Here is a 13,922-nt window from a genome sequence, read left to right as displayed (position 1 = left end):
GCACCCTTCTGGGCATGCGAGGATACTTCGGTGCAACGCGTCGTGACCGCCGAACTGGACCTCGATCTGGGGTCGTCCGTCGACCTCATCTTCCAGATCACGGCGGCCCAGGCGGTGCCCCTCGTCAGCGAGCAGCTGACCTTCACTCAGGGCGACCGCGTCTACACGCCGACCGAGATCGTCGACCAGTCCGGTAGCCGCCTGCACCGCCTGATGGGCGAGTCCGGACGCCTCGAAGTGCGCTACGAAGCCACTGTCGAGGGCCAGGCCGCCACGAGTCGCACGAGCGACCTCGAGGCCATCACCTACCTGCGTCCGAGCCGCTACTGCCAGTCCGACGAGGTCTTCCAGCAGGCACGCCGGCAGTTCAAGGGCCTCCAGGGGCACGACCTCATCGCCGCCGTCTCCGACTTCGTCGCCACGAGCACCACCTACACCCCCGGCCTCAGCCACGGCACCGACAGCGCCGTCACGACCCTCATGACCGGCCAGGGCGTCTGCCGCGACTACGCCCACGTCGTCATCGCGCTCCTGCGTGCCATGGACATGCCCGCCCGCTACGCCGCGTGTTTCGCACCGGGCCTCCAGCCCATGGACTTCCACGCGGTCGCCGAGGCCTATCTCGACGGCGCCTGGTACGTCATCGACGGCACGCGCCTCGCCAACCGCCGGTCGCTCGTCCGCATTGCGACGGGGCGGGATGCCGCAGACTGCGCCTTCCTCAGCTACCACGGCGGGTACGTCGGGCTGCAGCGCATGCGCGTCGACGCATGGGTCGTGCCGGACGACGTCGAAGGGGTCGAAGGCGCTGCGTCGATCGAAGCCCGGGCCGCGGATCCCTCGACGGATGACTTCGTCGAGCTGGTGCAGCTGGCGTAGGGGTTCCGGCGGCGAAGAGCGCGGAGCGGCCACGCAGGCAGACGCCCGTAGAATTGGCGGGCTATGAATCCCGAAGCGCTCTCCGCCGCCCTGCTCGCCGTCATCGCACCCCTCGCGGAGGCGCGACGACCCGGCGCGGCAGAGGGGCTCACCGCGGCAGACCTCGTGCTCGACCGGCCGAAGAACCGCGAGCACGGCGACTGGGCCTCGAACGCGGCGCTCAAGCTCGCGAAGGGCCTCGGCGCGAACCCGCGTGAGTTCGCGGCCGAGATCGCCGAGGGCCTCGCCGAGGTCGACGGCGTCGCCGAGGTCGAGGTCGCCGGCCCCGGCTTCATCAACATCCGACTGGATGCCGCGGCCGCCGGCGCCCTTGCGAAGACCATCGTCGACGCAGGCGCCGCCTTCGGCACCAACACCAGCCGCGCCGACGAGGTCATCAACCTCGAGTTCGTCTCGGCGAACCCGACCGGACCCATCCACCTCGGCGGCACCCGCTGGGCCGCGGTGGGCGACTCGCTCGCCCGCATCCTGGCGTCGCAGGGCGCGGCCGTGACGCGCGAGTACTACTTCAACGACCACGGCGCGCAGATCGACCGGTTCGCCCGCAGCCTCGTCGCCGCCCACGAGGGTCTTCCGACCCCCGAGGACGGCTACGGCGGCGGCTACATCGTCGACATCGCCCGCCGCGTGGCGCTGGCCTACGAGGGCGACATCGACGCGCTCGACGCGGACGCGAAGCAGGAGGCGTTCCGTGCGCTCGGCGTCGGCTTCATGTTCGACGAGATCAAGAAGAGCCTCCACGACTTCGGCGTCGACTTCGACGTGTACTTCCACGAGAACGACCTGCACGCGTCCGGCGCCGTCGAGCGCGCGGTGAAGCGGCTCGACGAGCTGGGTCACATCTTCGAGGACGACGGCGCCGTCTGGCTGCGCTCCACGACCTTCGGCGACGATCGCGACCGTGTCGTCATCCGCTCCAACGGCACACCCGCTTACATCTCGGGCGACCTCGCGTACTACCTCGACAAGCGCGAGCGCGGCTTCAACCGCTGCATCATCATGCTCGGCGCCGACCACCACGGCTACGTGCAGCGCCTCATGGCCATGTGCGCGGCCTTCGGCGACGAGCCGGGCGTCAACCTGCAGATCCTCATCGGCCAGATGGTCAACCTCGTCAAGGACGGCCAGCCGATGCGCATGTCGAAGCGCGCCGGCACGGTGGTGACCCTCGAAGACCTCGTCGAGATCGTGGGGAAGGATGCTGCGCGCTACGCGCTCGTACGCAGTTCGACCGACTCGAATCTCGATGTCGACCTCGATGTCCTGCAGAAGCGCACCAACGACAACCCGGTCTTCTACGTGCAGTACGCCCATGCGCGCACGCACAACGTGGCCCGCAACGCCGCGAACTCCGGCGTCGACCGCTCGGAGTTCGCCCCCGAGCTGCTGGCGCACGAGACCGAGTCCGCGCTCCTCGGTGCCCTGCAGGAGTTCCCGCGCATCGTCGCCTACGCGGCCGAGGTGCGCGAGCCGCACCGCATCGCGCGGTACCTCGAGGAGCTCGCCGGCCTCTACCACCGCTGGTACGACAACTGCCGCGTGATCCCCCTCGGCGACAACCCCGTCGAGCCGGTGCACCGCACACGCCTGTGGCTCAACGACGCCACCGGCCAGGTGCTGCGCAACGGCCTCGACCTGCTCGGCGTCGGCGCGCCGGAACGGATGTGACACGATGACGGCCGGCGACGCGCACCCCACTCAGCGGCTGCCCGAGTGGGAGCAGGCGCCGGTGCCCCGTCGCCGACGCCGTGCGTGGCCGTGGATCGTCGCCCTGATCATCGTCGTCGGGCTCGCCGTCGTCGCCTGGTTCGTCGCCGAGGCGATCGCCCGCGACCTCGTGCAGCAGACCGTCAAGCAGGAGATCCGGGAACGGCTCTCGTTGCCCGCCGATCACCCGATCGACGTCACCGTGCCGGGCGTGCTCATTCCGCAGCTCATCGGCGGCAGCCTCGATGAGATCGTCGTGTCGTCCGAAGACGTGCCCGTCGGCGAGTACGAAGGCGACGTCACCGTCACCGCGACCGATGTGCCCACCCGCCAGGGAGCCGACATGGGCGGCGCCACGGCGACGGTGACCCTCGACGAAGAGCAGTTGCGCGGGCTGCTCTCCGCGGTGGAGAACTTCCCGGCAGACTCCGTCAGCCTCGCCGACCCCGACATCAGCGTGGCGACCGAGCTGCAGCTGTTCGGCGCCGGCTTCCCGGTCGGGGTGACGCTCGCCCCCTCGGTCGCCGACGGCGACATCGTGCTGACCCCGACGTCGTTCGAACTCGCGGGCGCCCAGATCGACGCCTCGCGACTCTCGGACCAGTTCGGGCAGCTCGCCGACGTCGTCGTTCGCGACTGGACCTTCTGCCTGGCCGAGTACATCCCGGCCGGCGTGACGCTCACCGACGTGCAGGTCGATGGGGACGTGCTCGTCGCCGATGCCGACGTCGACGGCGCGATCGTGACCGACCCTGCGCTGCAGGCCGACGGCACGTGCGACTGACCCTCGCGGGGCGTCACACATCACGGGCCCGGCATGGGCTGTGCCCTAGACTGCAAGGACCGTCCGGCGCGAGAACCCACGGGTGAACGCGGCCGCCGGATCGAGTGCGCGCCCGGCGCGTCCGCCGAGCTGATTCGCGCCGATCCGGTCCACCGGACGATCCCGCGCCGAAGCCCGAACCGATTGGTCCTCTCCGTGTCCGCCCCTTCGCAGTCCCGCTCCCTGGCACCGGCATGGCTGGCCGAGCCGGAGGACGCCAACGCCCTCGCGCCGCTCGTGTGGCCGACGGCGGCGACGCGCGACGACGAGGGCGTGCTGCGGCTCGGCGGCATCCCGGCGACGGCGCTGCGCGAGCACTTCGGCACGCCCCTGTGGGTGCTCGACGAAGACGAGGTGCGCGCGACCGCCCGCCGCACGCTCGACGCCTTCCGCGCGGCGGCGGCCCTGCACGGCGTGCAGGCGCGTGTGTACTACGCGGGCAAGGCTTTCCTGAGCGTCGAGGTCGCGCGCTGGGTGACCGACGAGGGTCTCGCCGTCGACGTGTGCACCGGCGGTGAGCTCGCCGTCGCGCTCGCCGCGGGCGTCGATCCCGCCCGGCTGGGCTTCCACGGAAACAACAAGAGCGTCGCCGAGCTCGAGGCCGCCGTCGAGGCGGGTATCGGCTCGATCGTCATCGACAGCCTCATCGAGATCGAGCGCCTCGCCGCGATCGTCGACCGCCGCGGAGTGCGCCAGTCTGTGCTGCTCCGCGTGAACAGCGGCGTGCACGCCGAGACGCACGACTTCCTCGCGACGGCGCACGAAGACCAGAAGTTCGGTTTCACGCTGACGGATGCCGCGGCCGCGGCATCCCGAATCCGCGAGCTCCCGGGGCTCGACCTCATCGGCCTCCACTGCCACATCGGGTCGCAGATCTTCGGCACCGCCGGGTTCGAGGAGTCCGCGTCGCGCATCGTCGAGCTGCACGCCGAACTCCTCGCGGGCGGAGAGCTGCCGGTGCTGAACCTCGGGGGCGGCTTCGGCATCGCTTACACGTCGGTCGACGACCCGACCCCGATCGAGGAGCTGGCGATGGGCATCGCCGACGCCGTCGCACGGCAGTGCGAGGTGCGGGGCATCCCGATCCCGAATCTGGCCTTCGAGCCCGGACGCGCGATCGTCGGGCGCGCGGGCGTCACCCTCTACGAGGTCGGCACGACCAAGCCGGTCGAGGTCGACGGCGCCGAGCGCCTCTACGTGAGCGTCGACGGCGGCATGAGCGACAACCCGCGCCCGGCGCTGTACGGGGCGGAGTTCTCGGCGCGCATCGCGTCGCGCGCGAGCGACTCCGAGCCGGTGCTGGTGCGCGTGGTCGGCAAGCACTGCGAGTCGGGCGACGTCGTCGTGGACGCGGAGTACCTGCCCGGCGACGTGGCTCCCGGTGATCTCCTCGCCGTCCCGGCCACCGGTGCCTACTGCTTCTCGCTCGCGAGCAACTACAACTACGTCCCCCGCCCGCCCGTGGTGGCGCTGCGTGGGGGAGAGGCCCGCGTCATCGTGCGGGGCGAGTCGATCGACGATCTGCTCTCGCGCGATGCGGGCCTCACCGGCCACCCCGAGAAAGGGATCGACATGCCTGTACTGAGCGACCGGAGCGAGGACAAGTGACCGACTACCGCCGTCTTCGCGTTGCGCTGCTGGGTGCCGGAGCTGTCGGCTCGCAGGTCGCGTCGCTGCTGCGTCAGCACGCCGACGAGCTCGCCGACCGCGCCGGAGCGCGACTCGAGCTGATCGGCATCGCCGTGCGCGACGTCGACGCCCCGCGTGATGTCGACCTGCCCCGCGAGCTGCTCACGACCGACGCCGAGTCGCTCATCGTGGGCGCCGACATCGTCATCGAGCTCATGGGCGGCATCGAGCCTGCGCGCACGCACCTGCTGGCCGCGATCAACTCCGGCGCCGACGTCGTCACCGCCAACAAGGCGCTGCTCGCCACGCATGGCCCCGAGATCTTCGACGCCGCCGACCAGGTGGGCGCCGAGGTCTACTACGAGGCCGCTGCGGCCGGTGCGATCCCGATCATCCGTCCGCTGCGCGACTCGCTCGCCGGTGACCGCGTGCAGCGGATCATGGGCATCGTCAACGGCACGACGAACTACATCCTCGACCGCATGGACACCGAGGGCGCCGAGTTCGCCGACGTGCTCGCCGACGCCCAGCGCCTGGGGTACGCCGAGGCCGACCCGACGGCCGACGTCGAAGGCTACGACGCCGCCCAGAAGGCGGCCATCCTCGCGAGCCTCGCCTTCCACACCACCGTGCCGCTCGAGTCGGTCCACCGTGAGGGCATCACGGCGATCGACAAATCGATGATGGATGCCGCGCGCCACGCCGGCTACGTCATCAAGCTCCTCGCGGTGTGCGAGCGGCTGAACGGCGGCGCCGACGAATCCATCTCGGTGCGGGTGTACCCGGCGCTCGTCGACCGCGCCCATCCCCTCGCGAGCGTGCACGGCGCCAACAACGCCGTGTTCGTGCAGGCCGAGGCCGCGGGCAACCTGATGTTCTACGGCGCGGGCGCCGGCGGCGTGCAGACCGCGTCGGCCGTGCTCGGCGACGTCGTCTCGGCCGCGCGCCGCCACATCGCGGGCGGCGTCGGCGTGGGGGAGTCCACCCTCGCGAACCTTCCGATCGTCCCGATCGGCCGCGTCACGACCCGCTACCAGATCACCCTCGAGGTCGACGACCAGCCCGGCGTGCTCGCCACGGTCGCCGGCATCCTCAGCGACGGACGCGTGTCGATCGCGAACGTGGAGCAGACCGTCGCGGGCGAAGACGCCCGCACCGCGCGTCTGGTGATCGGCACGCACAAGGCTTTGGAGCAGGACCTCAGCGAGACGGTCGACCGTCTCGCCGCGAGCGGCGTCGTCGAGCGCGTCGTCTCGGTCCTGCGTGTGGAAGGAGACTGACATGGCACACGTCTGGCGCGGAGTTCTGCGCGAGTATGCGGATCGTCTGGGCGTCACGGATGCCTCGACCGTCGTCACCCTCGGCGAGGGCGGTACGCCGCTCCTGCCCGCACCGTCGCTGTCGCGCCGCACCGGTACCGACGTGTGGGTGAAGTTCGAGGGCATGAACCCCACCGGATCGTTCAAGGACCGCGGCATGACCGTCGCCGTCTCCCGCGCGATCGAGCACGGTGCGAAGGCCGTCATCTGCGCGTCGACGGGCAACACGTCGGCGTCGGCCGCGGCCTACGCGGCGCACGCCGGCATCACCGCGGCGGTGCTCGTGCCCGAGGGCAAGATCGCGATGGGCAAGCTCAGCCAGGCCGTCGCGCACGACGGCCAGCTCATCCAGATCCGCGGCAACTTCGACGACTGCCTCGAGATCGCCCGCGAGCTCGCCGACAACTACCCGGTGCACCTCGTCAACTCGGTCAACCCCGACCGCATCGACGGCCAGAAGACCGCCGCCTACGAGGTGGTCGCGCAGCTCGGCGACGCGCCCGACTTCCACTTCATCCCCGTCGGCAACGCGGGCAACTACACCGCCTACACCCGCGGCTACCGCGAGGAGGCCGAGCGCGGCGTGTCCACGCGCGTGCCGCGCATGTTCGGCTTCCAGGCTGAGGGCTCCGCGCCGCTCGTGCGCGGCGAGGTCGTGAAGAACCCCGAGACCGTGGCCAGCGCCATCCGCATCGGCAACCCCGCCTCGTGGGAGCTCGCCCTCGAGGCGCGCCAGGCGACCGACGGCTACTTCGGCGCCATCGATGACCAGCGCATCCTCGCGGCGCAGAAGCTGCTGGCGGGCGAGGTGGGCATCTTCGTCGAGCCCGCGTCCGCGATCAGCGTCGCGGGTCTCCTCGACCGCGTCGAGGCCGGCGTCGTGCCGCAGGGCGCGCGCGTCGTGCTCACCGTCACAGGCCACGGCCTCAAGGATCCGCAGTGGGCGCTGCGCAACGCCGACGGCAGCCAGGTCGAGCCGACCGTGGTCGACGCCACGACCTCGGAAGTGGCATCCGTCCTCAATCTCGCGCCCGCGGCGGCGACCGCGTGAACGCAGCCGTCGTCCCGGCTCCGGGGCGCCGTGTGCTCGTGCGGGTGCCCGCGACGAGCGCCAACCTCGGACCCGGCTTCGATACGCTCGGCCTCGCGCTGAGCGTGTACGACGAGCTGGACGTCACGGCCCTGGCTCCGGGGGAGCTCGAGATCGAGGTCACCGGCCAGGGCGCGGCCGACGTGCCGCGCGACGCCTCGCATCTCGTCGTGCGCGCGATCGCGTACACGTACGAGTCGGTCGGGCGCCGCATGCCGGGCCTGCGGCTGCACGCGCACAACGTGATCCCGCACGGCCGCGGCCTCGGATCGTCGGGCGCCGCAGTGGTGTCGGGCATCCTCGCGGCCAAGGGACTGCTCGAGGGCGACATCGAGCTCGGCCCCGACACCCTGCTGCGGCTCGCGACCGAGCTCGAGGGGCATCCAGACAACGTCGCGCCGGCACTGTTCGGCGGACTGACGATCGCGTGGATGGACGAGCACGGCCCGCAGCACAAGAAGCTGCTCGTGCACCGCGGCGTCTCGCCCCTGGTGTTCGTGCCCGAGTTCACGATGTCGACGGAGGTCGCGCGCAGCCTGCAGCCGCTGCAGGTGCCGCGCGAGGACGCCGTGTTCAACGTGTCGCGTTCAGCGCTGCTGATCGCCGCGCTCACCCAGAGCCCCGAGCTGCTGCAGGCCGCGACCGAAGACAAGCTGCACCAGAACTACCGCGCGAGCGCGATGCCGGCCACCGACAACCTCGTGCGCATGCTGCGCGCCGAGGGGTTCGCCGCCGTCGTCTCGGGCGCCGGGCCGAGCGTGCTCGTGCTCGCCGACGGGCCGGGCCGCCGCCTCGAGGCCGCCGCCCTCGCGTCGTCGGCATCCGACACCCCGTGGGAGGCGCTCATGCTCGCCGTCGACTTCAAGGGTGGTACAGTGAGGGAGTACGCGGAGGGTTCCACGTAAATCGTGAATCTGGCCTCCGTTCGCATTCTGCGAAACCCCGCACGACCCCCCACATCCTGCTGACGGTCTCTGAGCGCCATCGCGGTTCTCGAGTCCATCTCAGGGCCTTGAACGTCGAAGGGTCGGGCAAGACGCCTGCTGAACAGCGCGCCTCGTGCGGACGTGCATTTCCATTCGTTTGACAAGGGAGAACTCGTGGAGTCCATCTCCGAGATCCAGAGCGACGCAACGGCCGACGAGCGCACGGAAGCGCCCGAGGCCGTCGAGAACGTCGACACCACCACCACCGAGGCCGTCGCCGAGCCGACCGCGCCCGCTGCTGAGCCTGAGGCCGAAGCGGATGCCGCGGCTGAGGCTCTGACCGCCGCCGAGGCCGCTGAGCCCGAGGCCGCCGCCGAAGCAGCTCCGGCTGAGGCGCCTGCGACAGAGCCCGAGGCGCCGGCCGCTGAGGCTGAGGTTGCTGAGCCTGAGGCTGCGCCCGTGAAGGCGCCGCGCAAGCGTGCGCCGCGCCGCGCCAAGACGGCGGACGCCGTCACGCCCGAGCCCGTGGTCGAGGCGCCGGCCGAGGCCGCGCCCGCTGCGGAGGCCGCCCCTGCTGAGGCGCCCGCCGCGGAGACGCCGGCTGCCGCCGACGCTCCTGCTGAGGCCGCCCCCGCCGACGCGCCTGCCGAGGCCGACGCGAAGGCCGAGGCATCCACCGACGCGAAGGCCGAGGCATCCGCCGACGCGAAGCCCGCCGAGGGCGACGCGAAGCCCGCCGAGGGCGACGCGGCCGAGCAGACCGGCGACGAGACCCCGTCGCGCAGCCGCAGCCGCAGCCGCAGCCGCAGCCGGAATCGCAACCAGAACGACAAGGGCGACAAGGGCGGCCAGCAGCAGAACGGCGGCAAGGACAACGCGCCCGCCGCCACGCCCGAGTCCGACGAAGAGCCTGCTCAGGGCTCGGGGCGCGGCCGCCAGCGCAACAAGCGCCGTGGCGCCACGCAGACGGGCGACGAGTTCGAGACCGAGATCGGCGAGGACGACGTCCTGATCCCGATCGCGGGCATCCTCGACGTCCTCGACAACTACGCCTTCGTCCGCACGTCGGGCTACCTGCCCGGCACCAGCGACGTCTACGTCTCGCTCGGCCAGGTGAAGAAGTACAACCTGCGCAAGGGTGACGCCGTCGTCGGCGCGATCAAGCAGCCGCGCGAGGGCGAGCAGTCGAGCCGCCAGAAGTACAACGCGCTGGTCAAGGTCGACGCGATCAACGGCCTCTCGGTCGATGACGCCGCCACCCGCGTCGAGTTCGGCAAGCTCACGCCGCTCTACCCGCAGGAGCGCCTGCGCCTCGAGACGGCCCCCGAGAAGCTGACGCAGCGCATCATCGACCTCGTCGCACCGATCGGCAAGGGCCAGCGCGGTCTCATCGTCGCGCCGCCCAAGGCCGGCAAGACGATCGTGCTGCAGCAGATCGCCAACGCCATCGCCACCAACAACCCCGAGGTCCACCTCATGGTCGTGCTCGTCGACGAGCGCCCCGAAGAGGTCACCGACATGCAGCGCACGGTGAAGGGCGAGGTCATCGCCTCGACCTTCGACCGCCCCGCCGAGGATCACACCACGGTCGCCGAGCTCGCCATCGAGCGTGCGAAGCGCCTGGTCGAGCTCGGCCGCGACGTCGTCGTGCTGCTCGACTCGATCACCCGCCTCGGCCGCGCCTACAACATCTCGGCGCCCACCTCGGGCCGCGTGCTCACCGGTGGCGTCGACGCCTCGGCGCTGTACCCGCCGAAGCGCTTCTTCGGCGCGGCGCGCAACATCGAGAACGGCGGATCGCTCACGATCCTCGCGACGGCTCTCGTCGAGACCGGCTCCAAGATGGACGAGGTCATCTTCGAGGAGTTCAAGGGCACCGGCAACAGCGAGCTGCGCCTGAACCGCCAGCTCGCCGACAAGCGCATCTTCCCGGCCGTCGACGTCAACGCGTCGAGCACCCGCCGTGAAGAGATGCTGCTGTCGCCCGACGAGGTCAAGATCACCTGGAAGCTCCGCCGCGCGCTGGCCGGTCTCGAGCCCCAGCAGGCCCTCGAGGTCGTGCTCGGCAAGCTCAAGGAGACGCAGTCGAACGTCGAGTTCCTCGTGCAGATGCAGAAGTCGATCCCGGCGCCGTCGACCGGCCACGGTGGGCGCAGCCACGCGGACGACAACAGCATCCGCTGAGTCTCGGAGGGAACTGGGTGTTCGACTCCGTCAAGGCGCTGATCGAAGAGCACAAGGCGGTCCAGGAGGAGCTCTCCGACCCCGCCGTGCATGCCGATGCTGCACGCGCCAAGCGGGTCAACCGCCGCTACGCCGAGCTGTCTCGCATCGTGAAGGCGAACGAGGACTGGGTCGCGGCATCCGATGATCTGGAAGCCGCGCGCGAACTCGCCCGTGAGGACGACGCATTCGCCGAGGAGGTTCCCGCGCTCGAGGCGAAGCTCGCCGAAGCGCAGGAGCGCCTGCGGCGTCTGCTGATCCCGCGCGACCCCGACGACGCGCGTGACGTGATCATGGAGATCAAGCAGGGCGAAGGCGGCGCCGAGTCGGCGCTGTTCGCCGCCGACCTGCTGCGGATGTATCTGCAGTACGCGGCGTCGAAGGGCTGGAAGACCGAGCTCCTCGAGCGCAACGAGTCCGACCTGGGCGGCTACAAGGACGTGCAGGTCGCGATCAAGGGCTCGTCGTCCGACCCCGCGCAGGGCGTGTGGGCGCACCTCAAGTACGAGGGCGGCGTGCACCGCGTGCAGCGCGTGCCGGCGACCGAGTCGCAGGGGCGCATCCACACCTCGACGACGGGCGTGCTCGTCTTCCCTGAGGTCGACGAGCCCGAAGAGATCCACATCGACCCGAACGACCTGAAGATCGACGTCTTCCGGTCGTCGGGTCCGGGTGGGCAGTCGGTCAACACGACCGACTCGGCGGTGCGCATCACGCACGTGCCGACCGGGATCGTCGTGTCGATGCAGAACGAGAAGTCGCAGCTGCAGAACCGCGAGGCCGGCATGCGCGTGCTCCGGGCACGCCTCCTGGCCAAGCAGCAGGAGGAGCTCGAAGCCGCGGCATCCGACGCCCGCAAGTCACAGATCCGGGGCATGGACCGTTCCGAGCGCATCCGCACGTACAACTTCCCCGAGAACCGGATCGCCGACCACCGCACCGGCTACAAGGCGTACAACCTCGACCAGGTCATGGACGGCGCGCTCGAGCCCATCATCGAGTCGGCGATCGCCGCCGACGAAGAGGCCCGGCTCGCCGCGCTCGGCTCCGACGACTGAGGCCCCGCTTCGTTTCGTTGACCGAGACCCGGCATTCGCGACGAGACGGCGTCTCTCGCACGTGGTCTCGTCGCGAATCCGAGGTCTCGTGGAGTCTCCCGCCCGCCGCGCCGCTAGGCTCGGCTCGTGCTCACGCTCCTCATCCGCGCGGCGATTTTCCTCGTCTCGGCGTTCCTCGGACTCGTCGCGGCCGACCTGATCCTGCCCGGCTTCACGCTGCACTGGGACGACTGGTGGGGCATCCTGCTCGCGGTCGTGATCTTCGCGGTGCTGCAGAGCATCCTCGCGCCGTGGCTGTTCACGATCACGCGGCGTCACGCCAACGCCCTGATCGGCGGAATCGGCCTGCTGTCGACGTTCGTCGCGCTGCTGATCGCGGTGCTGATCCCGGCGGCGGGCATCGGCATCAACGGTCCTGTGGCGTGGATCATCGGCACGCTCATCGTGTGGCTCGTCACGGCGCTCGCCACCTGGCTGCTGCCGCCGCTCTTCATCAAGAAGCGCGTCCAGGACCGCCGGGAGTAGGTAGACCCCGGTCCCCTCGGGCCCCCGGTGGAGCGATGTCGATACGCGGCGTCTTCGGCGGCGCTACTCACCCTTGATCCGAGGCGCATGAACGCGGCTTCGCCGCAGTGCTCCGCCTCGCATCAGATGTGGTACTCGGGGTACTCGGGTGTGGTCAGGATCGATCGGGTGTCCTCGCCCTCACGACGCTGACGCGGCTTGGCGGGCACGCCCACCAGAACGCTGTCGGCCGGGGCATCCTTCGTCACCACCGCGTTCGCACCGACGACCGATCCCGCGCCGATCGTGATCGGTCCGAGGATCTTCGCGCCGGCGCCGACGGCGACGCCGTCCTCGAGCGTGGGATGCCGCTTCCCGCCCTCGCGCTGACGGCCGCCGAGCGTCACCCCGTGGTACAGCATGACGTCGTCGCCGACCTCGGCGGTCTCGCCGATCACGACGCCCATCCCGTGGTCGATGAAGAAGCGGCGGCCGATCTGCGCGCCGGGGTGGATCTCGATCCCGGTCAGCCACCGCGTGACCTGCGACCCGGCGCGGGCGACGAACCGTGCCTTGCGCACCCACAGCGCGTGCCACACCCGGTGCGCCCAGATCGCGTGCAGGCCGGGATAGAGGAGCGCGATCTCGACGCCCGACCGAGCAGCGGGGTCGCGCAGCCGTGCCGCGACGACGTCTTCGCGGATGCGGGCGAAGAAGCCCTCCCCGCGGCTCACGACGCGCTCTTCTCGGGCTCGCGCAGGTGCTCGTACAGTGCGGTCGACAGGTAGCGCTCGCCCGAATCGGGAATGATCACGACGATGCGCTTGCCCGCGGCCTCCGGGCGCGCGGCGATCTCGAGCGCCGCCCAGACGGCCGCGCCCGCCGACATGCCTCCGAGGATGCCCTCGCGCACGGCGAGGTCGCGCGCCACTCGGATCGCGTCGTCGAACTCGACGTCGAAGATCTCGTCGATGACCGACCGGTCGAGCACGGCCGGCACGAAGTTCGGCCCGATGCCCTGGATGCGGTGACCGCCGGCGCGGCCCTCCGACAGCATGGGGGAGTCCTTCGGCTCGACGATGGCGATCTTCACGTCGGGGTTGCGCTGCTTGAGCACCTGGCCCACGCCCGTGATGGTGCCGCCCGTGCCCGAGCCCGCGACGAAGTAGTCGACCGCGCCCTCGGTGTCGCGCCAGATCTCCTCGGCCGTCGTGCGGCGGTGGATCTCGGCGTTGGCCTCATGCTCGAACTGCCGGGCGAGCACGGCACCCGGCGTCTCGGCGACGATCCGCTCCGCGGTCTCGACCGCCTCGGTCATGCCCTTGTACGGATCGGTGAGCACGAGCTCCGCGCCGTAGGCCTTCAGCAGCGTGCGCCGCTCCTTCGACATCGACGCGGGCATCGTGAGGATCACCTTGTAGCCGCGGGCCGCGCCGATCAGCGCCAGTGCGATGCCCGTGTTGCCGCTGGTCGACTCCACGATGGTGCCGCCCGGCTTCAGCTCGCCGGCCGCCTCGGCGGCGCTGACGAGCGCGTAGCCCAGGCGGTCCTTCACACTCGAGCCGGGGTTGTAGAACTCGAGCTTGGCGAGGACCTCGCCGTGGAGACCTTCGGTGAGGGCGTTGAGCCTCACCAGCGGGGTCTCGCCGAATGCGGTCGTGATGTCGGAGTGGATCCCTGGCACGGGGCGCCTTTCTGGAGCGG

The 13,922-nt window shown here is 70.7% G+C and carries 12 protein-coding genes; 10 read left to right on the top strand and 2 right to left on the bottom strand.

Annotated elements, in window-relative coordinates; translation table 11 throughout:
• Nucleotides 1-30 precede the first annotated feature (30 nt).
• The 10 genes from ACFC1W_RS13265 to ACFC1W_RS13220 all read left to right on the top strand — a co-directional run bounded on the left by ACFC1W_RS13265 (nucleotide 31) and on the right by ACFC1W_RS13220 (nucleotide 12,239).
• On the top strand, nucleotides 31-879 hold the full coding sequence (locus tag ACFC1W_RS13265; protein ID WP_375993310.1) for a transglutaminase family protein: 849 nt from the start codon (nucleotides 31-33) through the stop codon (nucleotides 877-879).
• A 63-nt stretch (nucleotides 880-942) separates the two neighbouring features.
• Complete coding sequence (argS, locus tag ACFC1W_RS13260; protein WP_375993307.1) at nucleotides 943-2,607, top strand: arginine--tRNA ligase; 1,665 nt, start codon at nucleotides 943-945, stop codon at nucleotides 2,605-2,607.
• 4 nt (nucleotides 2,608-2,611) lie between these two features.
• Entirely contained in the window at nucleotides 2,612-3,430 is an 819-nt protein-coding gene (locus ACFC1W_RS13255) for a DUF2993 domain-containing protein (protein WP_375993304.1), read from the top strand.
• A gap of 195 nt (nucleotides 3,431-3,625) precedes the next feature.
• On the top strand, nucleotides 3,626-5,077 hold the full coding sequence (gene lysA, locus ACFC1W_RS13250; RefSeq protein ID WP_375993301.1) for a diaminopimelate decarboxylase: 1,452 nt from the start codon (nucleotides 3,626-3,628) through the stop codon (nucleotides 5,075-5,077).
• Nucleotides 5,074-6,378, top strand: coding sequence for a homoserine dehydrogenase (locus ACFC1W_RS13245; RefSeq protein ID WP_375993298.1), 1,305 nt, complete (start codon nucleotides 5,074-5,076; stop codon nucleotides 6,376-6,378). Before lysA ends, ACFC1W_RS13245 begins: the two co-directional genes overlap by 4 nt.
• 1 nt (nucleotide 6,379) lies before the next feature.
• Nucleotides 6,380-7,468 carry a threonine synthase gene (gene thrC, locus ACFC1W_RS13240; RefSeq protein WP_375993295.1) on the top strand — a complete coding sequence of 363 codons (1,089 nt, stop codon included), beginning with the start codon at nucleotides 6,380-6,382 and terminating at the stop codon, nucleotides 7,466-7,468.
• Nucleotides 7,465-8,412, top strand: coding sequence for a homoserine kinase (gene thrB / locus ACFC1W_RS13235; RefSeq protein WP_375993293.1), 948 nt, complete (start codon nucleotides 7,465-7,467; stop codon nucleotides 8,410-8,412). The genes thrC and thrB overlap by 4 nt, the downstream gene beginning before the upstream one ends.
• A 195-nt stretch (nucleotides 8,413-8,607) precedes the next feature.
• A complete protein-coding gene (gene rho, locus ACFC1W_RS13230; protein WP_375993290.1) occupies nucleotides 8,608-10,617 on the top strand; it encodes a transcription termination factor Rho in 2,010 nt (669 codons plus the stop codon).
• Between the two features lie 17 nt (nucleotides 10,618-10,634).
• Entirely contained in the window at nucleotides 10,635-11,714 is a 1,080-nt protein-coding gene (gene prfA / locus ACFC1W_RS13225; protein WP_375993287.1) for a peptide chain release factor 1, read from the top strand.
• Nucleotides 11,715-11,840: 126 nt separating this feature from the next.
• Nucleotides 11,841-12,239: a phage holin family protein gene (locus ACFC1W_RS13220; protein WP_191763302.1), complete on the top strand. Its 399-nt coding sequence runs from the start codon at nucleotides 11,841-11,843 to the stop codon at nucleotides 12,237-12,239.
• Nucleotides 12,240-12,361: 122 nt separating this feature from the next.
• Here the strand turns inward: ACFC1W_RS13220 and epsC are convergent, their stop codons facing one another.
• Together epsC and cysK are read right to left on the bottom strand one after the other, a co-directional pair.
• On the bottom strand, nucleotides 12,362-12,952 hold the full coding sequence (gene epsC, locus ACFC1W_RS13215) for a serine O-acetyltransferase EpsC (RefSeq protein ID WP_241112241.1): 591 nt from the start codon (nucleotides 12,950-12,952) through the stop codon (nucleotides 12,362-12,364).
• Nucleotides 12,949-13,902, bottom strand: coding sequence for a cysteine synthase A (gene cysK / locus ACFC1W_RS13210; protein ID WP_375993283.1), 954 nt, complete (start codon nucleotides 13,900-13,902; stop codon nucleotides 12,949-12,951). Before cysK ends, epsC begins: the two co-directional genes overlap by 4 nt.
• Nucleotides 13,903-13,922 lie beyond the last annotated feature (20 nt).

This window comes from Microbacterium sp. NPDC056003, from assembly GCF_042274785.1.
In the GTDB taxonomy this organism is placed as follows: Bacteria; Actinomycetota; Actinomycetes; order Actinomycetales; family Microbacteriaceae; genus Microbacterium.
The sequence above is the reverse complement of the archived record's forward strand: the minus strand, read 5'-3'. Positions and strand labels throughout refer to the sequence as shown.